22 protein-coding genes, 8 pseudogenes and 1 riboswitch are annotated in these 26,229 nt (G+C 66.5%); of the genes and pseudogenes, 14 read left to right on the forward strand and 16 right to left on the reverse strand.

The genetic code is table 11. From position 1 onward, the window contains the following. Window positions 1-15: 15 nt before the first annotated feature. A complete protein-coding gene (locus ACPEE0_RS08825; protein WP_009359248.1) occupies window positions 16-483 on the reverse strand; it encodes a pyridoxamine 5'-phosphate oxidase family protein in 468 nt (155 codons plus the stop codon). Between the two features lie 253 nt (window positions 484-736). On the opposite strand from ACPEE0_RS08825, the pseudogene ACPEE0_RS08830 reads away from it, so the two are divergent. Then, window positions 737-2,421: pseudogene (locus ACPEE0_RS08830) on the forward strand (GAF domain-containing protein). Between the two features lie 25 nt (window positions 2,422-2,446). Here ACPEE0_RS08830 and ACPEE0_RS08835 read toward each other — a convergent pair. Next, window positions 2,447-3,069, reverse strand: a pseudogene (locus ACPEE0_RS08835) (response regulator). A 179-nt stretch (window positions 3,070-3,248) separates the two neighbouring features. Further along, complete coding sequence (locus ACPEE0_RS08840) at window positions 3,249-3,980, reverse strand: hypothetical protein (RefSeq protein ID WP_424574371.1); 732 nt, start codon at window positions 3,978-3,980, stop codon at window positions 3,249-3,251. 715 nt (window positions 3,981-4,695) lie between these two features. Between ACPEE0_RS08840 and ACPEE0_RS08845 the strand changes: the two genes are divergently transcribed. Next, window positions 4,696-5,172 (forward strand): universal stress protein, encoded by a 477-nt coding sequence (locus tag ACPEE0_RS08845; protein ID WP_424574372.1) that lies wholly within the window; start codon window positions 4,696-4,698, stop codon window positions 5,170-5,172. Here the strand turns inward: ACPEE0_RS08845 and ACPEE0_RS08850 are convergent. Both ACPEE0_RS08850 and ACPEE0_RS08855 read right to left on the reverse strand, forming a co-directional pair. Then, window positions 5,166-5,699 (reverse strand): hemerythrin domain-containing protein, encoded by a 534-nt coding sequence (locus tag ACPEE0_RS08850; protein WP_424574373.1) that lies wholly within the window; start codon window positions 5,697-5,699, stop codon window positions 5,166-5,168. The genes ACPEE0_RS08845 and ACPEE0_RS08850 overlap by 7 nt on opposite strands. Continuing rightward, window positions 5,696-6,016: a DUF3040 domain-containing protein gene (locus ACPEE0_RS08855; protein ID WP_009359253.1), complete on the reverse strand. Its 321-nt coding sequence runs from the start codon at window positions 6,014-6,016 to the stop codon at window positions 5,696-5,698. The genes ACPEE0_RS08850 and ACPEE0_RS08855 overlap by 4 nt, the downstream gene beginning before the upstream one ends. Before the next feature lie 239 nt (window positions 6,017-6,255). Between ACPEE0_RS08855 and ACPEE0_RS08860 the strand changes: the two genes are divergently transcribed. Continuing rightward, a complete protein-coding gene (locus tag ACPEE0_RS08860) occupies window positions 6,256-6,870 on the forward strand; it encodes a hypothetical protein (RefSeq protein ID WP_424574374.1) in 615 nt (204 codons plus the stop codon). Window positions 6,871-6,915: 45 nt separating this feature from the next. On the opposite strand, the pseudogene ACPEE0_RS08865 reads toward ACPEE0_RS08860, so the two are convergent. The 6 genes and pseudogenes from ACPEE0_RS08865 to ACPEE0_RS08890 all read right to left on the reverse strand — a co-directional run bounded on the left by ACPEE0_RS08865 (window position 6,916) and on the right by ACPEE0_RS08890 (window position 14,100). Next, window positions 6,916-7,385: pseudogene (locus tag ACPEE0_RS08865) on the reverse strand (pyridoxamine 5'-phosphate oxidase family protein). A 75-nt stretch (window positions 7,386-7,460) separates the two neighbouring features. After that, window positions 7,461-10,219: pseudogene (locus tag ACPEE0_RS08870) on the reverse strand (HAD-IC family P-type ATPase). Continuing rightward, window positions 10,122-11,264: a polysaccharide deacetylase family protein gene (locus ACPEE0_RS08875; protein WP_424574375.1), complete on the reverse strand. Its 1,143-nt coding sequence runs from the start codon at window positions 11,262-11,264 to the stop codon at window positions 10,122-10,124. The pseudogene ACPEE0_RS08870 and the gene ACPEE0_RS08875 overlap by 98 nt, the downstream one beginning before the upstream one ends. Window positions 11,265-11,275: 11 nt before the next feature. Beyond that, entirely contained in the window at window positions 11,276-11,734 is a 459-nt protein-coding gene (locus ACPEE0_RS08880; RefSeq protein ID WP_009357476.1) for a universal stress protein, read from the reverse strand. Continuing rightward, window positions 11,731-13,219, reverse strand: a pseudogene (locus ACPEE0_RS08885) (DUF4389 domain-containing protein). The gene ACPEE0_RS08880 and the pseudogene ACPEE0_RS08885 overlap by 4 nt, the downstream one beginning before the upstream one ends. A gap of 15 nt (window positions 13,220-13,234) precedes the next feature. Then, window positions 13,235-14,100 (reverse strand): annotated as a pseudogene (locus ACPEE0_RS08890) (universal stress protein). A 250-nt stretch (window positions 14,101-14,350) separates the two neighbouring features. On the opposite strand from ACPEE0_RS08890, the gene ACPEE0_RS08895 reads away from it, so the two are divergent. The 3 genes from ACPEE0_RS08895 (at window position 14,351) to ACPEE0_RS08905 (ending at window position 16,073) form a co-directional block, all read left to right on the forward strand. Further along, window positions 14,351-15,157: a hypothetical protein gene (locus ACPEE0_RS08895; RefSeq protein ID WP_424574376.1), complete on the forward strand. Its 807-nt coding sequence runs from the start codon at window positions 14,351-14,353 to the stop codon at window positions 15,155-15,157. Window positions 15,158-15,340: 183 nt separating this feature from the next. Next, window positions 15,341-15,553, forward strand: coding sequence for a hypothetical protein (locus ACPEE0_RS08900; protein WP_009357473.1), 213 nt, complete (start codon window positions 15,341-15,343; stop codon window positions 15,551-15,553). Window positions 15,554-15,641: 88 nt separating this feature from the next. Beyond that, window positions 15,642-16,073 carry a hypothetical protein gene (locus ACPEE0_RS08905; protein ID WP_009357472.1) on the forward strand — a complete coding sequence of 144 codons (432 nt, stop codon included), beginning with the start codon at window positions 15,642-15,644 and terminating at the stop codon, window positions 16,071-16,073. Between the two features lie 101 nt (window positions 16,074-16,174). On the opposite strand, the gene ACPEE0_RS08910 is transcribed toward ACPEE0_RS08905, so the two are convergent. Next, the gene (locus tag ACPEE0_RS08910) at window positions 16,175-16,330 is read right to left on the reverse strand and encodes a hypothetical protein (RefSeq protein WP_235046816.1); all 156 of its coding nucleotides are present in this window, start codon (window positions 16,328-16,330) and stop codon (window positions 16,175-16,177) included. Between the two features lie 85 nt (window positions 16,331-16,415). Here ACPEE0_RS08910 and ACPEE0_RS08915 point away from each other — a divergent pair, with 85 nt between their 5' ends. The 3 genes and pseudogenes from ACPEE0_RS08915 to ACPEE0_RS08925 all read left to right on the forward strand — a co-directional run bounded on the left by ACPEE0_RS08915 (window position 16,416) and on the right by ACPEE0_RS08925 (window position 20,269). Next, on the forward strand, window positions 16,416-17,363 hold the full coding sequence (locus ACPEE0_RS08915; RefSeq protein ID WP_424574377.1) for a ribonuclease Z: 948 nt from the start codon (window positions 16,416-16,418) through the stop codon (window positions 17,361-17,363). Continuing rightward, window positions 17,360-18,797, forward strand: a pseudogene (locus tag ACPEE0_RS08920) (APC family permease). Before ACPEE0_RS08915 ends, ACPEE0_RS08920 begins: the two are co-directional and overlap by 4 nt. Next, window positions 18,794-20,269, forward strand: coding sequence for a protein adenylyltransferase SelO (locus tag ACPEE0_RS08925; protein ID WP_424574378.1), 1,476 nt, complete (start codon window positions 18,794-18,796; stop codon window positions 20,267-20,269). The pseudogene ACPEE0_RS08920 and the gene ACPEE0_RS08925 overlap by 4 nt, the downstream one beginning before the upstream one ends. A 30-nt stretch (window positions 20,270-20,299) precedes the next feature. On the opposite strand, the gene ACPEE0_RS08930 is transcribed toward ACPEE0_RS08925, so the two are convergent. Continuing rightward, the gene (locus ACPEE0_RS08930) at window positions 20,300-20,548 is read right to left on the reverse strand and encodes a hypothetical protein (RefSeq protein ID WP_424574379.1); all 249 of its coding nucleotides are present in this window, start codon (window positions 20,546-20,548) and stop codon (window positions 20,300-20,302) included. After that, complete coding sequence (locus ACPEE0_RS08935; RefSeq protein WP_424574380.1) at window positions 20,518-21,168, reverse strand: LysM peptidoglycan-binding domain-containing protein; 651 nt, start codon at window positions 21,166-21,168, stop codon at window positions 20,518-20,520. The genes ACPEE0_RS08930 and ACPEE0_RS08935 overlap by 31 nt, the downstream gene beginning before the upstream one ends. Before the next feature lie 70 nt (window positions 21,169-21,238). Then, window positions 21,239-21,413: riboswitch (cyclic di-AMP (ydaO/yuaA leader) on the reverse strand. Between the two features lie 280 nt (window positions 21,414-21,693). On the opposite strand from ACPEE0_RS08935, the gene ACPEE0_RS08940 reads away from it, so the two are divergent. Genes ACPEE0_RS08940 through ACPEE0_RS08955 form a run of 4 tightly spaced genes read left to right on the forward strand, consistent with a single transcriptional unit; the run spans window position 21,694 to window position 24,426 of the window. Beyond that, window positions 21,694-23,037: a coiled-coil domain-containing protein gene (locus ACPEE0_RS08940; RefSeq protein ID WP_424574381.1), complete on the forward strand. Its 1,344-nt coding sequence runs from the start codon at window positions 21,694-21,696 to the stop codon at window positions 23,035-23,037. Between the two features lie 21 nt (window positions 23,038-23,058). Beyond that, window positions 23,059-23,415 (forward strand): TraR/DksA family transcriptional regulator, encoded by a 357-nt coding sequence (locus ACPEE0_RS08945; protein WP_035752362.1) that lies wholly within the window; start codon window positions 23,059-23,061, stop codon window positions 23,413-23,415. Continuing rightward, window positions 23,412-23,999 (forward strand): DNA alkylation repair protein, encoded by a 588-nt coding sequence (locus tag ACPEE0_RS08950; RefSeq protein WP_009357468.1) that lies wholly within the window; start codon window positions 23,412-23,414, stop codon window positions 23,997-23,999. The genes ACPEE0_RS08945 and ACPEE0_RS08950 overlap by 4 nt, the downstream gene beginning before the upstream one ends. Further along, a complete protein-coding gene (locus tag ACPEE0_RS08955) occupies window positions 23,983-24,426 on the forward strand; it encodes a DUF1810 domain-containing protein (protein WP_009357467.1) in 444 nt (147 codons plus the stop codon). Before ACPEE0_RS08950 ends, ACPEE0_RS08955 begins: the two co-directional genes overlap by 17 nt. Window positions 24,427-24,429: 3 nt before the next feature. Here the strand turns inward: ACPEE0_RS08955 and ACPEE0_RS08960 are convergent, their stop codons facing one another. Next, window positions 24,430-25,323 (reverse strand): glucose 1-dehydrogenase, encoded by an 894-nt coding sequence (locus tag ACPEE0_RS08960; RefSeq protein ID WP_009357466.1) that lies wholly within the window; start codon window positions 25,321-25,323, stop codon window positions 24,430-24,432. A gap of 92 nt (window positions 25,324-25,415) precedes the next feature. Then, a pseudogene (locus tag ACPEE0_RS08965) lies at window positions 25,416-25,921 on the reverse strand (metallophosphoesterase family protein). Window positions 25,922-25,994: 73 nt separating this feature from the next. Here ACPEE0_RS08965 and ACPEE0_RS08970 point away from each other — a divergent pair. Next, window positions 25,995-26,186 (forward strand): DUF1918 domain-containing protein, encoded by a 192-nt coding sequence (locus ACPEE0_RS08970; RefSeq protein WP_009357464.1) that lies wholly within the window; start codon window positions 25,995-25,997, stop codon window positions 26,184-26,186. Window positions 26,187-26,229: the final 43 nt, after the last annotated feature.

Below are 26,229 nucleotides of genomic sequence, written 5' to 3' on the forward strand. Positions count from 1 at the left end.
CGGCGGATGGGGGAATCAGGCAGTTTCGCCAGTTGCTGCGTCGAGGGGCGGCCACCAGTGCGTGGGTGGTGCGATCACAAACCGCCGGCCGCTGATGTCCGCGGGAGTTATGCGGATGAGGATGTTCTTCTGACCCGGCTGCCATGGGGACAGGCCGGCGTCCATGGCGTCCAGGACTTCTTCGGTGTCCGTGACAATGGCAGCCTGTCCCTTCACCACAACGCTCCAGGCGATGGTGCCGTACTGGTTCATGCCGTCAGTTTCCACGGCCACCACTGTCCGGCCGGGAAGCGAACCGAGTTTGGATCCTTCGCCGGTACGGATCAGGAGGGTTCCGTTGGTGGGGACGTAGTTGGCCGGGAAGATTTCCACCGTTTGGCCGCTGGTGAATGCGACCCGGCAGAGGGAAGTGGAGCGGAGGTACCTCCAGCAGTCGTGGACTCCCAGGTTCTCGATTTCAGGTTTGGCTGCAGCTGTATCCATGGCCGTAGCCTAGGTCGCGGAACCGGTCCGGGATAGGGAAAAAGGTCCTGCCGAATCAACCGGCCTGTCAGCACCTTCCGGCGGCGGCCCGGCGGGCTGTATCGGGCCGCCACCTGATCTTCTACACTGGTCCCATATATCCATTCTTGACACAGGAGGGACTGTTCTTCCCGGCGGCGCTGCGCGCTCTACCGGTCTTTTCGATGGGCAAGGGCTGCGACGAGGCAGCCGTTCGCCGCAGGAGGTAAGGGACATGAGCAATGACCGGCCCTGGCAGTCCCCGATCAAGGAAAGAGCGGAGGACCTTCTCCGCGAGTTCGTTGCCCGCGCTGACGAGCTGCTGGATACCCAGGAACGGATCAACGGCCTGCTCGGGGCGGTGGTGGCGCTTGCGGAGGACCTCAGCCTGGAAGCTGTGCTGGACCGCGTGGTGCAGTCCGCCTGCGTTCTGGTTCGGGCAAGGTACGGCGCCCTGGGAGTCATCGGGGAAGACCGCAAGCTGAGCCACTTCATCACGGTGGGGATCGATGAGGAGGGCATCAGGTCCATCGGGGACCTGCCCACGGGCCACGGCGTCCTGGGGCTGCTGATCCGCGAGCCAACGCCGCTGCGGCTGCATGACCTCGGCCAGCATCCGATAGCATCAGGCTTTCCCTCGAACCACCCTCCCATGAAGACTTTCCTGGGGTCCCGGTGCGGGTCAGGGACGAGGTCTTTGGCAACCTCTACCTCACGGAGAAGAACGGCGGCCAGGATTTCACGCCCGAGGATGAAGACCTTGCGGTCGCGTTGGCCGCAGCCGCCGGGGTGGCGATCCAGAACGCACGCCTCTTCGAAGACAGCAAGCGCCGCCAGAAGTGGCTGGAGGCAGGGATGGAGCTCAGCACCCGCCTCATCATGGCCTCCCATGCGGCCGATGAAGCTGCCTTGGACCTCGTCCTGGAAACCGCTTTGGAAGTTTCCGATTCCTCCCTTGCGGTGGTGGTGGCGGGCCCGGCCGGTGAGGGGGTCCTGAGGTGCAGGGCGTCGCTTGGGGCCCAGAGCCTCCAGGCGGGCCAGGAGCTCAAGGCGTCCGAAGTGGTTGCCAAAGTCCTCGAAACGGGTGAGTCCCTGGTGGCCCGGGACCCGCACGAGGTCTTCGACGAAGAGGTCACGGAAAAACTGGGACCGGTCCTGGTCTGTGCCCTCGGCCATCCAGGCAGTGCCAACGGCGCCCTGCTGCTTGCCCGTCCCAGGGGATCAACGGTCTACGCCCAATCGGACATCGACTCCAGCGCGCTCTTCGGGAGCAGAATCGGCCTGGCACTTGACCTGGCGCGGGTCAACGCACTCCGCGAACAGAACCTGCTGTTCACTGACCGGGAACGCATCGCCCGGGACCTGCATGACCTCGTGATCCAGCGCCTCTTCGCAGCCGGCCTGAGCATCCAGAGTCTGCGGCGCTACACCCTCGATCCCGTCGCCAACGACCGCATTGCAGCTGTCACCTCGGAACTGGATGACACCATCCGGAAATTGCGGGACACCATCTACTCCCTCCGGACGGGCGAGGAGGAGCGGGAGCCCCTCACCGGCCGGATCCTGCGGATCATCCGGGACAATTCGCTCAGCTACCCTGTGGACCCCGCAGTGTCCCTCATCGGGCCGGTGGATTCGGTGCGGGAGGATCTTGCCGCGCACCTGCTGCCCGTCCTTACCGAAGGCCTGAGCAACGCGTTGAGGCATTCCGGGGCCGGCACGATTGATGTTGCGGTGACCGTCACGCCGGACCAGGTCCAGCTGGTCATCAGCGACAACGGCCAGGGTTTCGAGGAGCCGGACAAGACGAGCGGACTGGCGAACATGCGGCGCCGGGCCGGGCTGCTGGGCGGCACCTGTTCCATTGAGAGCGCCCCCGGCGAGGGCACACGGGTGACGTGGTGTGTCTCCCGCACCTGACCGCAGATTGCCACAGTACTAGCGCTCAGGACGCGTCCGAAATGTTCCGGGTGACATAGACCGCGGCCTGGGTTCGCCGTTCAAACCCCAGCTTCGCGAGGATTGAGGAGACGTAGTTCTTCACGGTCTTTTCCGCCAGGAACAGGTCATCCCCTATTTGCCGGTTCGTCAGGCCCTGCCCGATCAGGGCCAGGACTTCTTCTCCTGCGCGCTGAGGGCCTCCAGGCGGGGGTCTGTCGGCGCATTGGACAGGCCTGCCATGACCCGCTGCTCCACCCCCGGTTCAAAGAGTGACTCACCGGCTGCAGCCCTGCGGATTCCGCTGAGGAGGTCATCGCTCCTGATCTGCTTGAGGATGTAGCCCGATGCCCCGGCGAGGACCGCGCCGCGAAGTGCCTGCTCGTCGTCGTAGCTTGTCAGGATCAGGCAGCGCAGGCGGGGATCAAGGGAACGCACGTCGCGGCATACCTCAATGCCGGTGCCGTCCGGAAGGCGCCCGTCCAGGATGGCGATGTCCGGGTGCAGGGCGGGTATCCGGCGCGTGGCCTCGGCCGCCGACCCGCTTTCGCCCACCACAAGGAAGCCCTCCCCTTCGAGCAGATCCTTGAGTCCCTGCCTGACGAGTTCGTGGTCATCGAGGATGAACACCCGGACAGGTCCTTGGGGTTCCGGACTGTTTCCCGGCCCCGTCTCTTCCCTTTGCACGCTGCACTCCCAATTGTTCCGGCCCCCAGCCTGCACCTTCTGTGCGGGGCAGCCCTCCCGGAAGGGGGCTGATCCCATTCTTTCCTGTACCGGCCACCTCTGGAAGGGACCAAAGTCCAGTCCTATCCCGCGGCGCCTGACAATGGCCGCACCCTGGTCAGCATGACGTCCATGAAGACGTCCTGGTTGTCGGCGCTGCCCAGGCCGTGTCCGCCGTCGAGCCAGACCAGCTCCTTGTGTGGCGCTGCCAGCATGGTGTAATACTCCTCGACCAGGGGTGCCATCGCGTTGACGTCATACCGGCCGACGAAGAAGAACACCGGTATGTCCAGGACCGGAGCGTCTTTGACGAAGTCCAGCTGCTCCAGTTGGGGATATACGGCGTTGAAGGAGTTGACCAGTCCGCGGGTGTGGTTGATCTTGTCGATGTAGCCGTACTCCGGGACAAAGAACGGGATGACCGGCACGATGAGGGAGTAGCGGGGCGTCCCCATGATGTCGTTGAGCACGTCGAGGTAGTCGACGTAAGGGGCCACTATGTTGTCCCCGCCATAAGGGGGCGGACCGTTGCGGCGCAGCTTCTCCGCGCTTCCGGTATCGCCCTGCTCCTCAAGGTGCTGCAGGGCGCGTTCGTAACCCAGGCGATCGTTTTCGACGGTGTTCACCATCTGGCCGCTGCTGATAAACGCGTGATAGAGCCCTGGATGCTCCTGGACCAGCCAGATGCCGACGATGCTGGACCACGAGACCCCGTAGAGGTAGATCCTTTCCTGGTTGAACCGGTTGCGCAGCAGTTCCGTGAGGGCAGCGGCGTCCGCCACGAACCGCTCCCTGTCCAGCTCCTCAAACGGCACGGCGCCGTAGGACTTGCCCGTCCCGGCTCGTCCCAGCTGACCACGGTGAAGTGCTCCTCCAGAGGCCGGAACTCCATCGCGTTGAAGAACCCGCCGCCGCCCGGGCCTCCCATCCCCAGGTTGAGGAGCACGGGGTTGGCCGTGTCGTGTCCGCGGATGGTGACCCACTGCCGCGTGCCGTTCAGCTCAACTTCCTCCATGCTGGCTATGCTGCCGGGCAGTGGCCGTCCGTCCCGGTCCAGGATGGGAGGCGTCGCAGCGAAGGCCTGCGACGCGGCCACGGCCGCTGCCGCGAGCAGCGCCGTGGCTGCGAGGCCATAGAGCTTGTCCTTCGCCTTCTGCCGGCGGAGGAGGATCCAGGCGACGGCGGCCAGGCAGGCCAGGAGCAGCGCAAGCCACAGCGGGAGCGGCACCGCCGTGGTCAGCGGCAGGAGCAGTACCGGCAAAGACAGGACGACGGCGGCCACCAGCGCCAGGGCCGTGGTCAAGGTGGCAGACCGGCGGGATGCCGGGCCAACCCGTTGAGCATCCATGCTTACTCCTCGAAGAGAACGTTGATCTCCTCAGCCTGCGGCCGGGAGCAGCGCGGCTGTAGGGGCGAAAGTCATCCTGTACGGGTATGCGGGCCAGGTCGGGGCGGTGACCTTCGGCCCTACCCGGGCAAGCCTGGCTTGCGCCAGTCTGGGGGAGAAGCGTCATAAAGGATGGGAAGCTGATGACTGCAACCGAGGGACCCAGGATCATTGCCGGGGTGGATGGATCCGAGGCGTCCGTTGAGGCGCTGCGCGTTGCGGCCACACTGGCGGAACCACTCGGAGCCACAGTGGAAGCGTGGGCCTGCTGGGATGTCCCGGCCGGCTACGGGGTGTACTTGGCGGTAAGTATTGAAGGTTTCAAATATGCCGCCGAACAGGTGTTGCAGCAGGCGCTCACTGATGCTTTTGGTGACGAGCGGCCCTCCCGGGTCCGCCCGCGGCTGGTGCGTGGCAAACCCGGCCACCTGCTGATTGACGGGAGCCGGAGCGCTCTGCTCCTCGTTGTCGGACGTTGCGGGCACGGAGGCTTCGTACCCGGGTCGGTGAGCTCCGCGTGCGTGAGCCATGCACACTGTCCCGTCCTGGTGGTGCACACACCGGAGACGACGACTGCCCAGGGGGCGGAAAAGCAAGCTGCAGCCGATGCCCCTCAGTGATGGCCGGCGTCGTGCCCGTGCGCGTGCCCGTGTCCGTGGCGGACGGCGGACTCTCCCGTCAGCTCGTGGAGTCCCTCCACCGACCCGGCAAGCGACAGCCCCGGTGATTCAGCGATGAACGGCAGCAGAAGGCGGTTCTCCTTGTCCAGGTGGAGGGCGAAGATCCGCTGGATGAGGCTTCCGGCAATGGCGGCCTGAACGCCGGTGGCTGTCCGCAGTTCGTCCACCAGTTCCACGATGACGCGGTGCTCCGCGAGCATCCCTTCCACCAGGAGCTTTCCCTCCGGCCGCGCTCGCGGCCCCTCATACAGCAGGCCCTCCTCCGCAAGGGCGTGGGGCACCAGGTCGCTGTCGCACCAGTCGAGCAGCGCGGCCTGTGCCCTTTCCCCGGCGGGGGAGTCACCCGCCTCGAGGGCCTCCACCAGGAGGCCAACCAGCCCGTTGAGCTGTTTCAGCATGTCAGCGTGGTGGGTTTCGACATCCTGGAGTGCCCTGGCTTCGACGGCGGCATCCTTGGCTGTATTCATTGCTCGGCGTTCCGTTCCTCGTGATCTTTACGGTGGCCTGGACGTCTGCTGACCCAACGGATGTTCCGGCTGGTCCAGTAGCCGGCGGCACACATGATGCCGAATCCGATGATGCCCAGGAGCGGAACCTGCAACAGCTGGCCGGTCACCAGGATGAGCAGCCCGGCCAGGATCGCTGCCGCTCCGCTGCGAAGGTGCCTCCTGCCGGGAGCGGTAAACGCATCGCTGCCCAGCAGCAGGGCAAGTTTCGGATCGTCCAGCTCCAGCCGGCTGCTGATCCTGTCGAGTTCCCGTTTCTCGAATTCCGAGAGTGCCACGGCGGTCTCCAAGCTTGTGCGTTGTCATCCGAACACGGCCTGGCGTGCAGGCCGGTTCCCTTCCATCATCCGGCCGGAGGGCAAGGGGCGGCAGAGCCATTGGTCCCAACTTGGCCGTAAGGTATCCGGCGCCGGCCGGGGCTTTTGGCACTTGTTGGGCCGGGCGGATGGGGCAACCCTTGGAGAACCGGAAGCACGAGCTCCGGCTGGCGACGTACGCCTTCCGAGGAGGAGGTTCCGTGAAGTCCCGCGTGAACGCGTTCCTGGTCCGCTGGGTGGGATGGGTGACGTTGGGTGAGAGCCTGGGTTTTCTTGGCCCGGTAGGTGCCCAGCTCACCGCGGCCGCGTTCCTGCCGGACGGAATGCTGCTGCTGGTGCTTGGCGGGGTTGTGGAAGGTGCCGTCCTGGGCTGGTTCCAGGCGCACGTGCTCCGCGGCCGGCTTCCGGCCGTTTCCGTCCGCCGGTGGGTGGGCCTCACTGCGCTGGCAGCTGCGATTGCCTGGACACTGGGGCTGTTCCCGGCCGCCACCGATGCCTGGCAGGAATGGCCCGCGGCCGCACAGATCGGCGGCGCGTCCGTGGCAGGAGTCCTCCTGCTGGGGTCAATCGGGTTTGCCCAGTGGATTGAGTTGCGCAGGCACGTGGCGGGAGCCTGGCGGTGGATAGCCGGAAGTGCTGCAGCCTGGGCTGCGGGCCTGGCAGTTTTCTTTGCCGTGTCCACCCCGCTCTGGCAGCCGGGGCAGGAACAGTGGCTTGTGGCGGCGATCGGTGTTGTGGCGGCAGTCCTGATGGCGTTCACCATGGCCGTGATCAGCGGGGTGGTCCTGGTGCGGATCCTTCCGGACCGGCCGTGATGGCATCCCGGATAAAGATTGTCCGGCGGCCGGAAGCTGCGGCGTTTACTCGAATCCGGCCCGCGTGACGTCGTCCAGCGTGGTGTGCCACATCATGGGCGCTGTCAAGGAAAAACGCCGGCCGGTCACGGACTGGGCACTATCCGGACGAGGTGTTCCTGCCCTACGCCCTGCCAAGGAAACAGCCCGCGCCGGATCTCGTCCAGCGCCGCCCCGGTCGGCTGGGTTTCAACCGCTTTCCCCTTGACCACCACGCTCCAGGCCAGGCCGAACTGCGCGCTCACCGCATCCGCCTCCAGGGCAACGGTGGAATCGGACTGGATAGCCTGTTGCTTGGTTCCACCGCCAGTCCTGAAGATCAATGTCTGATCCTCCACTTTGAAGTTGACGGGGAAGACATCAGGGTGGCCGTCCACGATGACGGCCAGCCTGCCCACCGTCGTCTCCGCCAGGAGTGTCCAGCACTCTTCGGGATCGAGTATCTCTGCCTCGGGCACGTTGTTCTTGTCGCTCATGTGGCCCAGCGTAGGCCGCTTTCCCGGCCGCAGACAGGGCCCAAAGGCCCGGAGGCTGCGTCGCCACGGCTTCGTCTAGAAGCCTGTTCGCCGGAAGCGCTTGTCCACGGCAACAACCAGGGAGGCAAGCAGCGCGATGCCGAGGATCCGCAGCCAGGTTTCAGGGTTGATGGGGGCGGTATGGAAGAGCCCGTTCATCAGCGGAGAGTAGGTGATGGCAAGCTGGCCCGCCATCTGGAGAACCACGCCCAGCACGATCCACGGATTGGCAAAAACCCCCACCCGCCACGCCGGCCTTGTCAGGGAACGGCAGCTGAACAGGTAGAACAGCTCCACCGCAACGAAGAGGTTGACCGCCGCCGTCCTGGCTTCTGCCAGGGACGCGCCGCCGGAGAGCTCGAGCTCGAAAATCCACCACGTACCGGCAACCAGGAGGACCGAAACAGGATGATGCGCACGGTCAGCGCCCAGGTGAGAAGCGGCCGGTCGGGCTTCCTGGGCGGGCGGGACATGATGCCGGGTTCTTTCGGCTCGAACGCGAGCATCAGGCCCAGTGCCACGGCGGTGGTCATGTTGATCCAGAGGATCTGCGTGGGCAGGATGGGAAGCGTTCCGCCGATCAGGATGGCTACCAGGATCACCAGGCCCTCGCCCATGTTCGTGGGCAATGTCCAGACGATGAACTTGGTCAGGTTGTCAAAGACGTTCCGGCCTTCTTCGACAGCGGCTTCGATCGTGGCGAAGTCGTCGTCCGTGAGGACGATGTCCGCGGCTTCCTTGGCAACCTCCGTTCCCGAACGGCCCATGGAGACGCCGACGTCGGCCTGGCGCAAGGCGGGCGCGTCATTGACGCCGTCGCCGGTCATCGCCACCACATGGCCCCTGGACTGGAGCGCCCCAATCAGGCGCAGTTTCTGCTCAGGAGACACGCGTGCGAAGACGTTCGTCTGCTCCACCGCGTCCGGCAGCTGGTGTTCCGGAATGGCGTCCAGCAAGGAACCGGTCAGGGCCCGGCTGCCTTCCCCGCTGGTCCGCAGGCCGACGGCGCTGGCAATGGAGAGCGCCGTGCCCACATGATCGCCGGTGATCATCTTCACCCCCACCCCTGCGTCATGGCAGGCCCGCACGGACGCCGCCGCCGCGTTCCTCGGCGGATCAAGCATTGCCTGGAGCCCGGTGAGGGTAAGGCGGCCCTCCAGGACTTCTTCCGCGAGCGGACCGGCGTCAGCCGGGAGGTGCATCACTGCGGTGGCAAGCACGCGCAGGCCGGTACGGGTCAGGCCATGCACCGCCTCCAGGACTTCCTGCCGGCGGATTGGAGCCGGCCTGCCGCTGCGGTCCAGCTGGGTGCCGCAAAGCTCCAGCACCCGCTCCACGGCCCCCTTGACCAATACTGTCCCGCCCTGGCCCGGAAGGGCGGGGGAGTGGAGGGTCGCCATGTATTGCCGTTCGGAGGTGAACGGCAGGGTTCCGCGGCGGGGGTTTGCCGCGAGGAATTCCGCGACGTCGATGCCGCCCTTGCCGGCCACCACCAGCATCGCCGCCTCGGTGGGGTCGCCCTGGGCCTGCCACAGTTGCCCCTCAAGGACGATTTTGGCGTCGTTGCAGGCGCCTCCAGCCAGGAGGGACCAGTAGAGTGCTGCGTCCTGCGGTGACTCCGGCTCCACGGCGGCCCCTTCGGACGCGCCTTTCTCCGCTGCGGAGATCCGGCCTGCAGGACCGTAGCCGGAACCGGAGACGTCGTAGCTGGCGGAGGGGGTCCACAGCGCCCGTACCGTCATCTGGTTCTCCGTGAATGTACCGGTCTTGTCGGAGCAGATCACCGTGGTGCTGCCGAGGGTTTCCACCACGGGCAGGCGGCGCACTACCGCCCGCCGCCTGGCCATCCGGCGGACACCAATGGCAAGCGTTACCGTAACGGCGGCCGGCAAGCCTTCGGGGATGGCCCCCACTGCGAGCGCGACGGCGGCCGTGAAGGTTTCCGCCGGCTGCTGGCCGCGCACCACCCCTGCCGCGAACGCCAGCGCGGCGAGGGCCAGAATGGCAACCGTGAGCGTCGAACTGAACCGGGCAAGCTTCCTGGTCAGCGGGGTGGCCACGGTCTGTACCGCCCCCATGAGCCGGTGGATTTCGCCGAGCTCAGTTTCACCGCCGATGGCGACGACGATGCCCGCGCCGGTGCCTGCGGTCACCAGGGTCCCGCTGTAGACCATGTTCCGCCGGTCGGCCACGGGGGTGCCTACCGGCAGCACCACCTCGTCCTTGGACACCGCTTCGGATTCCCCGGTGAGGGCGGACTCATCAACCCGCAGGCCGGAGAGGCGGACAAGGCGCAGGTCCGCCGGCACTTTGTCCCCCGCTTCGAGGAGTACCAGGTCCCCCGGGACGAGGTCCTCGGACGGTATCTCCTGCCTCTGCCCGTCCCGCAACACCACCGCGGCGGTCCGTACCAGCGAATGAAGGGCATCAAGCGCCGCTTCCGCGCGGGTTTCCTGGACAAAGCCGATGAGCGTATTGACGAGCACCACGGCGAGGATCACGCCGGAATCCAGGTACTCGCCCAGGACACCCGTGACGGCGGCTGCGGCCAGCAGCACGTAGACCAGGGGATTGTTGAACTGGCGCAGCAGCTTGCGCCACATCCCTCCCCGTTTGGACCGGGGAAGCATGTTGGCGCCAAACTGCGAGCGCCGCCGCGACACCTGGCCGGGGCCGAGGCCCTTGGTGATATCCGTTTCAAGGAGGAGCACCACTTCGTGCACGGGCAGGGTGTGGTGGTCCGAAACCGGAGCGGCCTTCCTGCCCGCAGAGTTGGCCTGCCTGGCTCTTTCCATGGTTCCCTTCTCCGGGGTCCCGCCGGGTCTTTGGACTTACTGCGCAAGCAACGCGTCGAGGGTGGCAAAGCCGTAACCGGCCGCGCTGATGCGGTCGATCACCTGCGGCAAGGCGTCGGCATCGAGGGTGCTGCGGTCGTCGGGGTTGGAGCCAGATCTGCATGAGGACAATTTCGCCCGGCTGCAGGGCAGCCATGACCCGGTCGGAGACGATCTGGGCGCTGATGCCCCCGCTGGTGCCCTTCCAGCCAAGCGTGTCCACCGACCATCGGACGGCTGCATAGCCCAGATCGTTGACCGCCTCGATGGTCCGGGCATCCCGTTCACCGAAAGGAAAGCGGAACAACGGCCTCGGGTCGGCGCCGGCGGCCAGGATTGCTTCCTCGGCCCCGCGCACCTGCTGCACGATCTGTGCGTCACTGAGTCCGGTGAAACCGGGATGGGTCATGGAGTGGTTGCCCACGCGGTGCCCTGCGGAGACGATCTGCCGGACGCCGTCCGGATTGTTCGCGGCCCAGTTCCCAGTGAGGAAGAATGTTCCGGCCACTCCTTTGGCTGACAGCGCCGACAGGATCTTCGGCAGGCCTGCCGCGTTGGCCCCGGCGTCAAACGTCAGCGCCACGGTGTTCCCGGCGCCGGGAACAGCTGTCAGGTCCTGGTTGCGCAGCCCTGCAGGGAACGGGTCCTGCGGCGGAACGGTGCCCGGGGCAGGTGGTGTAGTAGCAGGTACGGGAGGCACGGTCACCGGCGGTTGCACCGGAGTCTGTCCTGCCTCCGGGGTCTCGGTCCCGGCTGGCGCAGGGGGCGGCGGCGTGGCAGAAGGGCTGGACGGCGTGGGGGAGGCGGCGCTGCTGGTGGCCGCGCTCGTGCCCGGGGACGGCCCGGCCGCGGGCTCGGGGCTCTCCGCGGGGCGCTGCAGCAGGACGGCCAGGACGACGGCGACGAGCACCAGGGCGGCTACGAGTGCAATGGCTGCCGTCCGGCGTCGTCCATTTCCCGGCAGCGGATCCGTCGGCCCGCTGCCGGTCGCATCCGGCCTGCTCACGGCATTCCCCTTCAGGACTTGTTGTGGTCTGTTTCAGGCGTGTGGACCACCAGGACCGGGCAGTGGGCATGGGACACGAGGGCCGAACTGACGGATCCGAGCAGCATGCCCCCGAAACCTCCGTGGCCCCGCCGTCCGACCACCACCATGTCCGCGTCCCTGCTGGCTTCGATCAGTGACTCGCGCGGGTGCCCCCGGACGAGGCCCACCACGACGTTCGACGGCGTCTCCGGGCCGAAGGCTTTTGTCACCGCCTCGTCAAGGATCTGCCCGGCGCGTTCCTCGAAGCCTTCGATGCCCACCATGACGTAGCCGGCGTACACCTGGGGGTAGTCCCAGTAGGCGGTGGCGAGGACCTTGGCGCCAAGGGGCAGCGCCAGGCGCTGGGCCTGCCGGAGCGCCTCCACGGAGGGCTCTGACCCGTCCACGCCCACGAGAATCCGGGCAAATGGTGTTTCCGCTGTGCTCATTTCAGCTCCTCATGTGGCGGCGGTGGTCCCTCGTATCTTGTCGCGGCCGTTGCCGGAGGGGTAGGGCCGAAGGTCCGCCTGGCGTTCCCTGGTTCCTGGTCAAGGGGTCCCTGGTCGAGCCGGAAGGGCGGGTATTCATCACGCATCAAGGCCGTGTAGGCCATGACGCGGTAGATCCAGCGGTTGATCCCGAGTATCAGGTCGAACAGCGGGCGCTGGTAGCGGCCGGTAAAGAGCAGCGCCACCACTGCCACCAGGACCAGGATTCCCAGCAGGGACAGGCCGGTACCCCGTTCATACGTGGTTCCGAGGTCTTCGGTGTCTGCCGGCCAGGTCCAGGTGGTGCCGGCCAGGGCGGCAACGATCAGCAGGTGCGGAATGGACAGGAGCCACCACTTGACGAGGACGAGGCCGCGGGAAAGGCGTTCAGGGTAGTCCACCTCGAAGTCCGCCGGATAGGCCGTGCGTGCCAGGGTGAAGGGCGGGTAGAGGTCGGTGCCTGCTGCGGCGTAGGCGTAGAAGGCCACCCTCCAGTTCCAGCGCATGACCCCGACGTTGAAGTCGAACAGGGCCCGCGGATAGCGGCCGGTGAACAGGATGGCGAACCCGGCCACGACGGTGGTCACGAGGAACGCGAACCACAGGAAGACCAGGACGATGAAGTGCGGGATGGCCAGGAACCACTTCACCAGCCACATAGCCCGTGACAAGGCGGGATCCAGCTCCCCAATGAGCCGAGCGGGATACGGGGCGCTGTCCCGTGCCTCCGGATTCATAGGCGCTTGTGGTGGAAGTACCGCTGCGCCCGGAGGACCGGCGTGCCGCCCGAGTCCCACCGCCCCCAGGATCAGCAGGGGGATGCCGATGGCGAGTGCGACTGCGCCTCCCACCAGCAGGCCGGTGGCCGCAGGCCGGATCAGATCTGAACGGAAGCCGGCCTGCACCTGCGCGTCGACGCCGGTGCTGCCGTCGGCATTCATGATGACTATCGCCCAGCTTCCCGCAGCCAAGTCCCAAGTCAGCTCCTGTTCGCCGGCACCCGCAACGGATGCGCTCCAGAACTGTTGCTCCCGGGGAGGTGCCGGCGAGCCGGTGCCGGGAACGTCACGGTACTCCGCCGGAAGGGCCGGCTGTCCACCTCGAGGAGCTCGGAGTGGTGCACGCCGGAAAGATATCGCTCAACATCTTCCTGGGGAGCAATCCCCAGGAAGATTTCCCTGCCGGGTCAACGGAGGATGCGCGCAACCTGAGTGTGCCGACGTCGAAAGGCAGCCGGGGTGGGACGCCCTCGCCCACGGCATCGATTCTTGGCGAGGTCAGGGCGTGGGAGCCCACCGAGAGCCGGGCGGTGCCGGAGGTGAGGTATCCGTCGCCCTGGACGGACCCCACCACTGAGGCCACCACCCCCGCAGCCAGGACGGTGGCCCCGACGATCGAGGCAAGGATGCCGAGAATGAGCAGAATGACTGCGGGGGTCTTCTTCATGGTGCCGGTCCAGGCCTAGGCCTTGTTCCTGGCGGCCTGGATCCTGGTGATGACCGTGGGGCACGGCAGGTGCTTCAGGACGCCGTGGGCTGTGGATCCGAGAAGAAGGCGCTTGATCCCGCCCCTGCCGCGGCTGCCCACCACCAGCATCCTGGCTCCGGCGGCGGCATCCACCAGGGCGTCCACGGGGGTCTTTTCCGTCTCGAGGATCTGATGGACCTTCAGGTCGGGGTAGTTTTCCTCCAGCCCGGCTACTGTTTCGGAAAGGACTACCCGTTCTTCCTGCACGATCAGTTCCGCCAGGGTGGTGGATGACAGTCCGGCATCCACGATTGGATCGGGCGTTCGCACCGCGTAGACCACCGTGAGCTCCTCACCCTCCCGATCGGCCTCTGCGGCCGCAAAGCTCACGGCCAGGGTCGCTTCCTTGGAACCGTCAACGCCCACCACCACGCCGGAGCGGCCGTTGAGATCCTGTGTCCCCACCACGGCAACCGGGACTTTGGCGGTGGCAGCAACCTGGAGTGCCCGGTCAGCCAGGACGCCGCCAAGGTGCCCGGTGCCCGAGCCCACGACCAGCATTGATGCCTTGCCGGAGTACTTGGCGAGCGCTCCGCCAACGCTTCCGTTGAGGAGCCGGGTGGTGACCGGAACCTGGAAGGTTCCCCGGATCCGTCCGGCGGCCGTCTGCAGGAGCTTGTCGCCGGCCTCTTCCAGCACCCCAAACAGGGGTAGGGATCTGCCACCCAGCGGTCATCAACGACGTGGAGGATCACCAGCGGGACATTCGCCCGCTGGGCGCGGCGGGCTGCCCACAGGACGGCCGCCTGGCTTTGGGCCGAGTCGTTGGTGCCGACGGCGATTGGTTTATGGATTGTCATGGCCGTGCTTCCTCGTCTTCTGCGGTGCTGGACACGCTAACGCTCCCGCCCGGGGGCAGCGGATTGTAGGGCCAAAGGTCACAGGCGCGGAGGCGGCCGGCCGGGGATATGGAGGGGACCTAAGGCCCTTGGGGGACCCCAGGTTCCAGTGCGAGCCTGTGGAATAAGCCGCGGACAAAGAGGCGCCCACGCGTTCCCGGGGAAGGCACAGATGCTCCACCACATCAGGCTCCACAGGACGCTCTGGGCAGTGACTGCCGTTCTCACCCTGCCGGTTGCGGCGGCAGGCGCCGCGCGTCCGGAAATCTATGCCGGGATTGTCAGCAGTAACATCCTGCCCGGGGCATTTTCCCAGGACTTGCTCTCAGTGGCAGCCGGGCTTGGCCTCGGCTATCTTGCCGTCGCGGCCGGACCCGGGAAGACCAGGCACCACATCGCAGCACTGGGGATCCTGGGCTACCTTTTCTACGCGTACGGGATTTATGTGATTGAACGGGCCTACAACGGCCTCTACCTGGCCTACATGGGCATCTTCGCCTTGGCCTTCTGGTGCATGGTCCTGGCGGGCGCGCACTTCAGGCGCGATCTGACCCCACCGGCCCTCCCGAAGGGTATCCGCTTGCTCTCGGCCTCGGGCGCGATCCTCCAGCCGCTGATCTTCTACCCACTGTGGATCGCGATGCTCCTGCCCCTGATGAACAGCGGAGAGCAGATCGATTCCCTCTACTCGATCTTCATCCTGGATCTGTGCTTCATCATGCCCGGCTTCCTGATCCTGTCCGTCCTGACCTTCAGGAACCGCGCCGTGGGGCTTCTGCTTTTACCCGCACTCCACGTGCTGGGTTTCACCCTGATCTTTTCCCTCGCAATCGGAGAACTGGCCAAGCCGCTTTTCGGTGTCCCGCTCAGCCCGCCGGCGCTGTGGCCCCCGCTGGCTCTGTCGCTGCTGTTCCTGGTGCTCGGGATCCTGCATCTGGCCAAGCTCAGGCCGGGCTCGGCCGCACCGGGGGATGCTTCCACCCCGGGAGGCAGGCGCGTACTCTGGGATGACCGTTAGGAAGTAAGCGGCCCGGATGCATTGGGTGATTTTCCCAGCCCCTCGGAGGAATGCCTGGCAGCCGCTCGAACCCGCACCACCTCTCGGATCCACGAATCACGCGCGGCCCTTCCCGTCTGGCGTTTTCCCATTTAAACGGCTCACGCCTCCCTGACTTTCGACAACTTAAGATGAGGAGTTCCCATGGACCCTGGGGCGCTTCTGGCGCTGGTTGGAGGCTATATCACTGCCGCCATCGGCGTTTTCCTGCTGTACTCGCCGGTCCTTGTCCTGGTGGTCTGGCTGCTCCTCCTCGCAGGGCTGCTGCAGCTGCTGGCGTGGCCCTTTATCATCCTGTTCCGCAAACTGCGCAGGAAGCCGGAACCCCCTTCGGACGGATCCTGGTTGCTGCACTGATCCATGGGGAAAGACCCGGTTCACATCCCGCCCTTTTCATCAGTATGCTTACTATTGTTCGCCCGGAGTTCAAGAGAAAGGCATCACCATGACTGAACAGAACCTCCCCGATGACAACCTCGAGGTGGTCGAGGAAAATGATGTGCTCCTGGATGAAACCCCCGGCGCCGCTGCGTCCTTTGAGCTGGATCCCGTCAAGGGGGAGCCGGACAGCTACCCGGGCGCCGCGGAGAACAATCCGGACCGCTGGCAGGAGGATCCGCTTCTCCAAGGAGAGACTGTTTCGGGTGAAGAAGAGGATTTCCTGAGTGACCAGACGCTCCGCGACGAGACGGCGGACGCCCGGTACAACGCAGGCGATGAGCAAGTGCCGCCGGATGCGCCCACCCTCGGTGAAGCCGTGGCGGACGTCGACTTCGGCGAAAACCCGGCCGGGCCCGAGGCCGAGGCGAGTGACGACACGGAGAACTTCGGCGGGTCACCGCTCAGCGAGTTCGACCCCGAGGACCTGGAGCGCTGACAGCAGGCGGGGGCCAGCACGCCCTGGCCGAAAACGGGATCACGGCTAGACTAATAAGCAGGCTGATGAATATCAGTTGGTAGATCAGGACTTAGGGAGTTTCACATGAACTTGGGAAGCATGATCAGGAATGCCGCTGGACGATTCACGGGCAGGACCGGCACCAGCGGAACAGTCCGCGGTACCGGGATGAACGCCGCCAGGCGGACGCCGCACGCAACGGGCGGCAGGACCGGCGGCATGGCCCACAAAATCATGGGAATGCTCCGGCGGCACTAAAACCACGAAACCAGGAAGCAGGTCCCGGATACGTCCGGAACCTGCTTTTTGGTCCTTCAGAGCATGCGTGAACTCGTCATCCTCGGCACCGCGTCCCAGGTGCCCACCCGCGCCAGGAACCACAATGGGTACCTGCTGCGCTGGGATGGCGAGGGCCTGCTGTTCGATCCGGGCGAAGGAACGCAGCGGCAAATGATCCACGCGGGTGTTCCGGCAACCCACATCACGCGTATCTGCCTCACCCACGTCCACGGCGACCACTGTTACGGCCTTCCCGGCGTGCTGTCCAGGATGGCCCTCGACGGCGTGCGGCATCCCGTCCACCTGCACTATCCGGCCGCAGGCGAGGATGTGGTCCGTGCCCTGGTCTCAATCAGTTCGCCCGGCATCGATCTGCGCCTGCACCCCCACGGCGAAGCGGGAATCATCGCCGACGGCCTTGAGGTCCGGCCGCTGAAGCACCGCATCGATACCTTTGGCTACCGGCTTGTGGAACCGGACGGCCGGACCCTGCTGCCCGACCGGCTGGCGGAGGCGGGCATCGCAGGACCCGACGTCGGCCGCCTGCAGCGGGAGGGCACGCTCAACGGCGGCAGCCTTGAGGCCGTGAGCATCCACCGGCCCGGCCAGCGTTTCGCATTCGTCATGGACACCGCGCCGTGCGCCGGTGCTGAGGAACTGGCCGACGGCGCCGACCTCCTGGTTGCCGAATCAACCTTCAGCGATGACGACGCCGGCCTGGCGCAGCAATACCGCCACCTCACCGCCGGGCAGGCGGGGGAGCTGGCTTCGCGCGCCGGTGCCCGTACTTTGGTACTGACGCATTTTTCAGCCCGCTATGGCGACGACGCCACCATGCTTGCTGCCCAGGCATCCGCACGCGCCGGCACCGCCGCCGTCATGGCCGCTTCAGACCTGCAGCGCATTCCCTTTCCGCAGCGGCGCGGCCCCCGCGCCGACCTGGCACACCAGGCAATCCACCACCTGACCCGGCAAGGAGGCCGACAGTGAGCGCCACGTCCGAGGAAGTCCACGGCGTCACACCTGCGGGCGGGAGCCCGAGCTGAAACGGGTCCTGGGCCGAAACTCCTCCTGCTCTTCATCGTGGGGGACATTCTGGCGCCGGTGTCTACGCCGTCACCGGCACCATGGCCGGAACGGTGGGCGGCATCGTCTGGCTGCCGTTCCTCCTGGCTTTCGTGGTGGCGACGCTGACGGCGTTTTCCTACCTTGAACTGGTCACGCAGTATCCCCAGGCGGCGGGCGCTGCCCTGTACACGCACAAAGCCTTCGGCATTCACTTCGTCACGTTCCTGGTGGCCTTCGCAGTGGTCTGCTCCGGCATCACCAGCGCCTCCACCTCAGCCAACGTCCTGGCACAGAATTTCTTCGGCGGGCTGGAAATCAACGGAGTCATGGGTGATCCCGGCCAGGGCGTCATTACGGCCGTCGCCCTGGCATTCATGCTCCTGCTGGCCGCCATCAACCTGCGGGGCGTGGGGGAGAGCGTCAAGTTCAACGTGGTGCTCACCCTGGTGGAAATGGTGGCGCTAAGCATCGTGATCGGCGTCGGGTTCTTCGTCATGGCCCAGGGCACGGGCAACCCCGGCGAGATCTTCGTCTTCAACGACTACCAGGACAAAGGCCTGTTCCTCGCCGTCACCGCCGCCACCTCCATCGCATTCTTCGCCATGGTGGGTTTTGAGGACTCGGTGAACATGGTGGAGGAAACCCGCCATCCCGAAAAGATCTTCCCCGGACCATGCTGACCGGCCTCGGCATCGCCGTGCTGCTGTACATGCTGGTTGCCGTGTCCGTGGTCAGTGTCCTCTCGCCCACCGAACTGGAGGGCATCCGCGAAGCCGAAGGCGCCGCACTGCTCGAGGTGGTGCACAAGGGCTCACCGGACTTTCCCATCGACCGGATCTTCCCGTTCCTGGCCGTCTTCGCCGTGGCCAACACGGCACTGATCAACATGCTCATGGCCAGCCGGCTGATCTACGGCCTGGCCCGCCAGCAGGTCCTGCCGCATCCCCTGGGCAAGGTCCTGCCGGTCCGCCGCACCCCGTGGGCGGGCATTGCCTTCTCCACCGTCCTTGCCCTGGGGCTCATCCTCTACGTGACCAGCGATCCGGAAAGCAACATTGTCGCCAACCTTTCCGGCACAACGGCGTTCCTGCTGCTGTGCGTCTTCACCGTCGTCAACGTGGCGTGCCTGGTGCTGCGGAGGAAACGGGATCCGAACCGGAAAGTCTTCTTCACCTCGCCCGGCCCCCTGCCCTGGTCGCTGCCATCCTTTGCGCCTTCCTGGCCGGGCCGTGGGTGGGACGGAACGTGATCCAGTACGAGATAGCCGGCGGACTGATGGCCATCGGCGTGGTCCTCTGGCTCGCCACCTGGCTGATCAACCGCCGGACCAACCGCGGGGATAGGGTTAACCCATGACTGCCGCTGCAGAATCAACCGTCACTTTCGACAGCCGCTTCGCCAGCGAACTGGCAGATATGGCAGTTCCCTGGCAGGCGGAGGAAGCCCCGGAGCCCCGGCTCCTGGTCTTCAACGACGCCCTCGCGGAAGAACTCGGGCTGGATGCCCGCTACCTGCGCAGCCCGGAAGGCGTGCGGTTGCTGCTGGGCAACCACGTGCCGGAAGGGGCCGCTCCGGTGGCCCAGGCCTACGCCGGCCACCAGTTCGGCGGCTACTCACCCCTCCTCGGGGACGGACGCGCCCTCCTGCTCGGCGAAATCGTGGACGCCAACGGCCGCCTGCGCGATATCCACCTCAAAGGCTCGGGCCGCACACCGTTCGCGCGGGCAGGGGACGGCCGTGCCGTCGTCGGGCCCATGCTCCGTGAATACCTCGTCAGTGAGGCAATGCACGCGCTGGGCATTCCCACCACCAGGTCGCTCGCCGTCGTCGGCACCGGACGCATGGTGCGCCGGGACGACATGCTGCCCGGGGCGGTCCTGGCCAGGGTGGCCGGCAGCCACCTGCGGGTGGGAAGTTTCCAGTACGCGCGGGCCACGGACAACCTCGAGCTGCTGCGCCGCCTTGCGGACCACGCCATCAGCCGGCATTACCCTGCCGCCGCCGAGGCAGACAATCCCTATCTTGCGCTGTTCCGGGCGGTGGTGTCGGCCCAGGCCGCGCTCGTGGCGCAGTGGATGCTGGTGGGCTTCGTCCACGGCGTGATGAACACGGACAACATGACCATTTCCGGGGAGACCATCGACTACGGCCCCTGCGCATTCATGGACGACTTCAACCCGGCCGCCGTTTACAGTTCCATTGATGTGGGCGGGCGGTACGCCTATGCCAACCAGCCGGTCATCGCCGAATGGAACCTGGCCCGCCTCGCCGAGTCGATCCTCCCGCTGATCGACGAGGACCAGGAGCAGGCTGTCGCTCCCGCCGTGGAGGCGCTGGGCGAATTCCGCAGGCAGTACAGCGATGCGTGGTTCAACGGAATGCAGGCCAAGCTGGGCCTGCCGGCCGTCCCCGCGGGAAGCCCTGAAGCCGAAGCGGCGTCCGAACTGGTGGACGGCGTGGTAGCGATCCTGAAGGACGGCCCCGTGGACTACACCCGGTTCTTCCGCAACCTGGGCGAAGCGGCGCGCGGAAATGAACGGCCGGTCCGCGGCATGGTCATGGACCTCGCGGCATTCGATTCCTGGGCCGGCCGCTGGCGGTCCATGAAGCCGGACGCGGACCGGATGGACCGGGTAAACCCCGTGTACATTCCGCGGAACCACCTGGTGGAAGAGGCCCTGGCTGCAGCCACCGGGGGCGACCTGGAGCCACTGAACAGGCTCCTGGAAGCAGTGCGTGCCCCCTATGAAGAGCGCCCCGGCCTGGAACGCTACGCCGAAGGGGCCCCGGAAGACTTCGGCAAGTACATGACGTTCTGCGGTACGTGACAGAAAGAGCCGGACTCTGCCGGAAGCACATTAACGGGCAAGGGCGGCGGCCGGGAATTCCCGGCCGCCGCCCTTGTCTCTGTACTGCGTTGTTGCGGCTGCCTCAGCTGCGCCGGGTGACGAGGCTACCCGGACGAAGGAAGCTCCACTGAGCCAGCTGATGGAGTGGACTTCGGTCTTGTAGCCGTCCACGCCGCCGCTGACAACCTGGCCGTCGCCGGCGTAGACGCCCACGTGGCCGGCAGTGATCACCAGGTCGCCGGGGGCGGGGGTGCCCACGGTGGTGCCGTACTGGTAGAACTGGCCGGAGCCAGGTCACCGACGGACAGGCCAACGGAGCGCAGTGCCTTCTCCACCATGGCGGTGCAGTCCTGCTGCACGCCCAGCTGGCTGTAGGCGGAAGCCAGGATGGCTGCGCCGGTGCCGGTGCCGGTAGCGGCCGGGGCGGGGGCCGGGGCAACGGCGGCGGAGGCGTAGTTCACGGTGGTTCCGGTGCTCGCCAGGGCCGGTGCGGCCGGAGCAGGCGCAGCAGCAGGTGCCACGTAGCCGGCGCCCGGAATGGTGATCTGGTCACCGGGGTAGATGATGGTGGAAATATCCAGGCCGTTGGCGGCCAGCACGTCGTTCAGGCTGACGCCATGTGCAGCCGAGATGGCACCCAGGGTATCGCCGGAGACCACGGTGTAGACGTTGCCGGCGGCGGGGGCTGCGGCAGCAGGAGCAGCCACGGCAGCGGCCGGAGCGCTGTACGCCTGGACGCTAGCGGTTTCGGTGGTGTCCGGGCCGGTCACGCCAGCGTGGGCGGGAGCTCCAACACCGAACGCAATGCCGGACGCAGCGGCAACTGCGAGCACCGGACGGCTGAGCGTCCGGGCCTGGGACTTTGCGGAAGCAGCCAAGCCCTGGAGCGCGATTGAGCGGGCCGGAGTCGCGCGGTGACGGGCGGTAGGAAAATTTTTTTGACACGTGTGATCGCCTCTCCCATGCCTGCGGGGTGAGCTGTCGGGTTCGGGTTGGAGATACCCGGCCGAAGGGCGACCGCCCGTAATGGACGAAGGCGCTGTCGACTTAACCCCAAGGCCACAAATGGCCGTGGAAACTTGGTTCCCCGTCCCTGCCAGCTGGAAAGCGGTTGAATCCCGTATCAGTGGCAGGGCTCGGCATACTGATGGGAATGTCCCGTTTTGGGAGGGACACCTGAAGACCATAACCCGGCCCCGGAGCAATTGTCACGTTTGGGTAACATCCGAGGCGCTTCTATCATATTAAGCAAATGTCTGGAGTTTCATACCACATCCGGTTGACCTCGGGTGATATCGAGCGTCCGGCGCGGCCTGTTATTTGTGTCACAAAGTCATAAAGACAAAGCAGGCTAGCGGTCTTAACCCTCAACCTCGCATTGAAACCCGATAGGCTTCGGAACTATGCGCCTGATCGGAAGCATGCTGATGCCCCCGCTGCTGGGAGGGGTGCTGGCCCTCGCCCTGGCCGGCCCGTCCGCCCTGCTTCCGGCGTCCGCGGACGACGCCCCGCCGGGCGGGTATCCCTCGTGGGAGGACGTGCAGAAAGCGCAGCAGTCGGAAGCCGGCAAGGCGGCCGAAATCGAGAAGATCACAGGCCTGCTGCAAGGCCTGCAATCCGAATCCGAAACGCTCGGGGCAGCCGCCGTCGTATCTGCGGCCGATTATGCACTGGCCGACGCCGCCCTGCAGTCCGCAACAGCCAGGGTGGATGCCCTTGCCGGCCAGGCTGCCGAGGCAAATGCGGAGTTGCAGCGGCATCAGCAGGCGATTGGTGCGCTGGCCGCCAGGTCGTACAAAACCGGCGGAACCACCATGGGACTCTTTGTGGCACTGGAAGCCCTTGAGAACAACAGCATCCACGGTCTCAACGTGGTTGAAGTCGTGGAAGCCAAGACCGCGGACCTGGTCAGCCGGGCGGAGGCCGCCGGAAAGGCCACCGCTGCCCTGGCGGAGCAGGAAAAGGCCGCCCGGGCGGAGCGTGAACGCCTGTCCGGAGAGGCGAAGGCCAAACTGGACGCTGCCCGTTCCGCCCAGGACGCGGTGGCCCGCCAGGTCGCCGAAGAGCAGCGGCGCAGTGGAGAGTTGACCGCCCAGTTGGCATCCCTCAAGGGCACGACGGCGGCGCTTGAGGGCGAATACCGGCAAGGCCGGGTGGCGCTTGCGGCCTATGAGGCGGCGCAGGCAGCCAAACGCGCCGCTGCCGAGGAGCAGGCCCGCCGGCAGGCAGCTGCAGATGCCGCCCTTGCCGCTGCGCAAAAACCTCCCGCTCCGCCAAACCCGGCCCCGGCGGCACCGGTGCCAGTAAACCCCCCGCCGGTAAATCCGGCACCGTTCAACCCCAACCCGGCCCCGGCGAACCCCGTCCCCGTTGCCCCTGCGCCGGCAAGCCCCGCCCCGCCTGCCGTCGTCGTACCCTCCGTGCCGGGCGGCGCCGTCAACGATCCCGCCGCGGCCAAGAGCTATGCCTCCGGCCGCCTCGCGGCCTATGGATGGGGGCAGGACCAGTTCCTCTGCCTCGCCCAGCTCTGGACGAAGGAATCCAACTGGCTGACCACCGCCACCAACCCCTACTCCGGAGCCTATGGGATTCCGCAGGCCCTGCCGCCGGGCAAGCTGGGAAGCGCCGGCAGCGACTGGCTCACCAGCTACCGCACCCAGATCGAGTGGGGGCTGGGGTATATCCGGGACCGCTACCGGACACCCTGCGCGGCGTGGGACCACTCCGTGGCCAGGAACTGGTACTGAGGGGCGCGCTAGGCTTTCTCCATGCCAGATTTTGAGCGGTTCCGGGTGCTGCTTGAGGAGGAGCGGAAGCGGAAGGCTGCGCTGCTTCCGGACCTCCGCGCGGACATCGCCTCGGCCAGTTCGGCCCGGCTCGATTCAAATGTCGACGACGAGCACGATCCCGAGGGTGCCACAATCGCCTTCGAACTGTCCCAGGCGTCCGCACTCCTGAAGCAGAGCGCCGCCGGCCTGGACCAGGTGGAGGCCGCCCTCGCCCGGCTGGACGCCGGAACCTACGGCACGTGCGCCGTATGCGGCGAAGCCATCGCCGAGGGCAGGCTGGAAGCCCGGCCGTGGACCCCGTTCTGCATCACCCACGCCGGGGCGGGCCGGCGATGAGCGCAGGGCCGGACGTCGTTGACGCGGCAGCGGAGTTCATCGACCGTACCCTGCAGAATGAGGGCTCCTGGTATCGCGCGGACGACGCCGCCGCCCGGCTGGGCGGGATCCTCGCCTCCTACGGTTCCTCCGTGGGCGCTGTCCGGGGAACCGTCCGTGATGCGCTCCGGAAATTCAAGGTTTTGGACCATGATGACGTCGTCCAGCTGGCCTCCGCCCTCTGGGGCCGGCCCAGGCCAGGCGCCAGGCCGGTCTTCGAGCGGCGGCTGGCAGCCGTGGTGCTGCTCCAGGCCAAGGCCGCCTGGCTGCGCCACTCGGACCTGACCCGGATCGAGGGGTTCCTCCGCTCCGCCTCCACGGCGGAACTCGAGGGACCCCTGGTGGCCGATGTCGTGGCGCCGCTGCTTGCCGGGCTGCCGGAGCGGGACCGGCAGCGCGCCGGCGTGGTGCTGGCCCGCTGGGCCGAGGATCCGCACGGCAGCCTGCGGCAGGCGGCGGCAGTGCTTGGGCAGCCGCCAAGCGCCGGCTTCCCGCCCGGGCGCAAGACCCCACAAGAAGGAGACATCCATGAACGATCCCTATGACCTTGGACGCTTCGTCGCTGCACAGGACAGTGGCGGGACGTATGAGCGGGCCCTGGCCGAACTTCAACTCGGTGGCAAGCGGGGCCACTGGATGTGGTTCATCTTTCCGCAGATCGCAGGGCTGGGACAGAGTGCCACCTCCCGGAAGTATGCGATCAGGTCACTGGACGAAGCCCGGGGATACCTTGAGCACGACGTACTGGGCCCGCGCCTGCTGGAGTGCGCACAGGCCCTCACCAACCATGCCGGGCGCGCCGCAGAGGACATCCTGGGCGGCATTGACGCCCGCAAGCTGCAGTCGTCCATGACGCTGTTCCTCCGCGCCGCACCCGGCGAAACAGTGTTCAAAACCGTTCTTGCACAGTTTTTCGACGGCCAGCCCGACCAGGCCACCGATGAATTGCTCGCCGGGCAGGACCAGGCCTAGGACCTATGGGGTGGGGCTGCCGCCGTTGACGTTCAGCGTCTCGCCCAGCACGAAGCTGGACTCGGGCGAGGCCAGGAACACGTAGGCCGGCGCGAGTTCTGCGGGCTGGCCGGCGCGGCCCAGGGGAGTGGACTGCCCGAATTCCGGCAGGTCCTCCTTGGGCTGGCCACTGCTGACCTGCAGCGGTGTCCAGATGGGGCCCGGCGCAACGGCGTTGACACGGATCCCCTTGGGAGCGAGCTGCTGGGCCAGGCCCTTGGTGAAGTTGTTGATGCTGGCCTTGGTGGTGGCGTAGTCCACCAGCGTCGGTGAGGGGTTGTAGGCCTGCACCGACGTGGTGTTGATGATGGTGGACCCTGCAGGCATGTGCGGAAGGGCTGCCTTGGTCAGCCAGAACATGGCGTAGACATTGGTCTTCAGCGTGTGGTCAAACTGCTCGTCGGTGATGTCCGCGAGGTCCTCCTGGGCCACCTGCTTTCCGGCGTTGTTGACCAGGATGTCCACACCGCCCAGGACTGCCACGGCGGTGTCCACCACGTCACGGCAGGCTGACGGGTCCTTGAGGTCCCCGGGCACCTTCACGGCCTTCCTGCCTGCGGCTTCGATAATGCCTGCGATCCTGGCAGCGTCCTCCTCCTCCTGCGGCAGGTAGGACATGACGACGTCGGCCCCCTCCCGGGCGAACGCGATGGCCGCGGCGGCACCGATGCCCGAGTCCGCGCCGGTGACGATTGCCTTCCGGCCTTCGAGCCGCCCCGTGCCGCGGTAGGTTTCCTCGCCGAGGTCCGCCTTGGGCATCAGCTCCGCGTCCAGCCCCGGTTCGGGCTGGTGCTGCTTCGGCGGGGAAATGTGCTCGTAGGCGGTGACCGGGTTCCGGAAGGTGTACTGGTCTGTCATGGTGGTCCTCCTGCTGGTGGAACGATTCCAGGAAAGCTAAGCATGCTTACCGTTCCAGCCTAGGCAACCGGAGGCCGGCTGCCAACCCGGAACTACTCCCGCGTGACCTCGACCAGGCGCACCTCCGCCAGCCGGCCGGCGTCGATATTTGCCGTCATGTACGTGCAGGCGGGCTGGCGCCGGCGGTCCGTGGGCGAGCCGGGGTTGAGCAGCCGCAGGCCAGCAGGGGAGGTGGTGTCCCAGGGGATATGGCTGTGCCCGAAGATTAGGACGTCCGCGTCCGGATAGAGCGCCTCGCACCGCAGCTCGCGCCCCTTTGCCTGCCCGGTCTCGTGGACCATGGCAAACCGGACGCCATCCAGGGTGATGCGCGCGGTTTCAGGGAGCCGGGCGCGCAGGTCCGGCCCGTCATTGTTCCCGTAGACGCCCACCAGCGAACGGCTGCGTTGCTGGAATTCGTCCAGGACCTCCGCCTGCACCCAGTCCCCGGCGTGGAAGACCACATCCGCGCTTTCGACGGCGGCCCATACCTTGGCGGGCAGGTCCTTGGCCCGCTTGGGAATGTGCGTATCAGCAACAGGACGATGTTCAGCGGCATAGGGAAATCCTGCCACGCGGGGCCTGTTCCGGTTCCCGGGAGAGTCGTAATCTGGGGGCTGGAGGTGATTGCCATGGAGGCAGCGCAGGGCGACCGCATTATCGTCCACGGCCGGCATGTTGGATCCACGGACCGACACGGGGTGATCCTGGAAGTGCGGGGACAGGACGGAACCCCGCCTTACCTGGTCCGCTTTGATGACGGGCACGAGACCATCATGTATCCCGGCGGTGATTTCGCCGTCGAACGCGCGCACGGCAACTGACGTCCGCGGATACTGGGCCCGGGCTTGATGCACCTGTCAGACT

This window comes from Arthrobacter sp. SD76 (genome assembly GCF_049726125.1).
Lineage (GTDB): Bacteria > Actinomycetota > Actinomycetes > Actinomycetales > Micrococcaceae > Arthrobacter > Arthrobacter nitrophenolicus.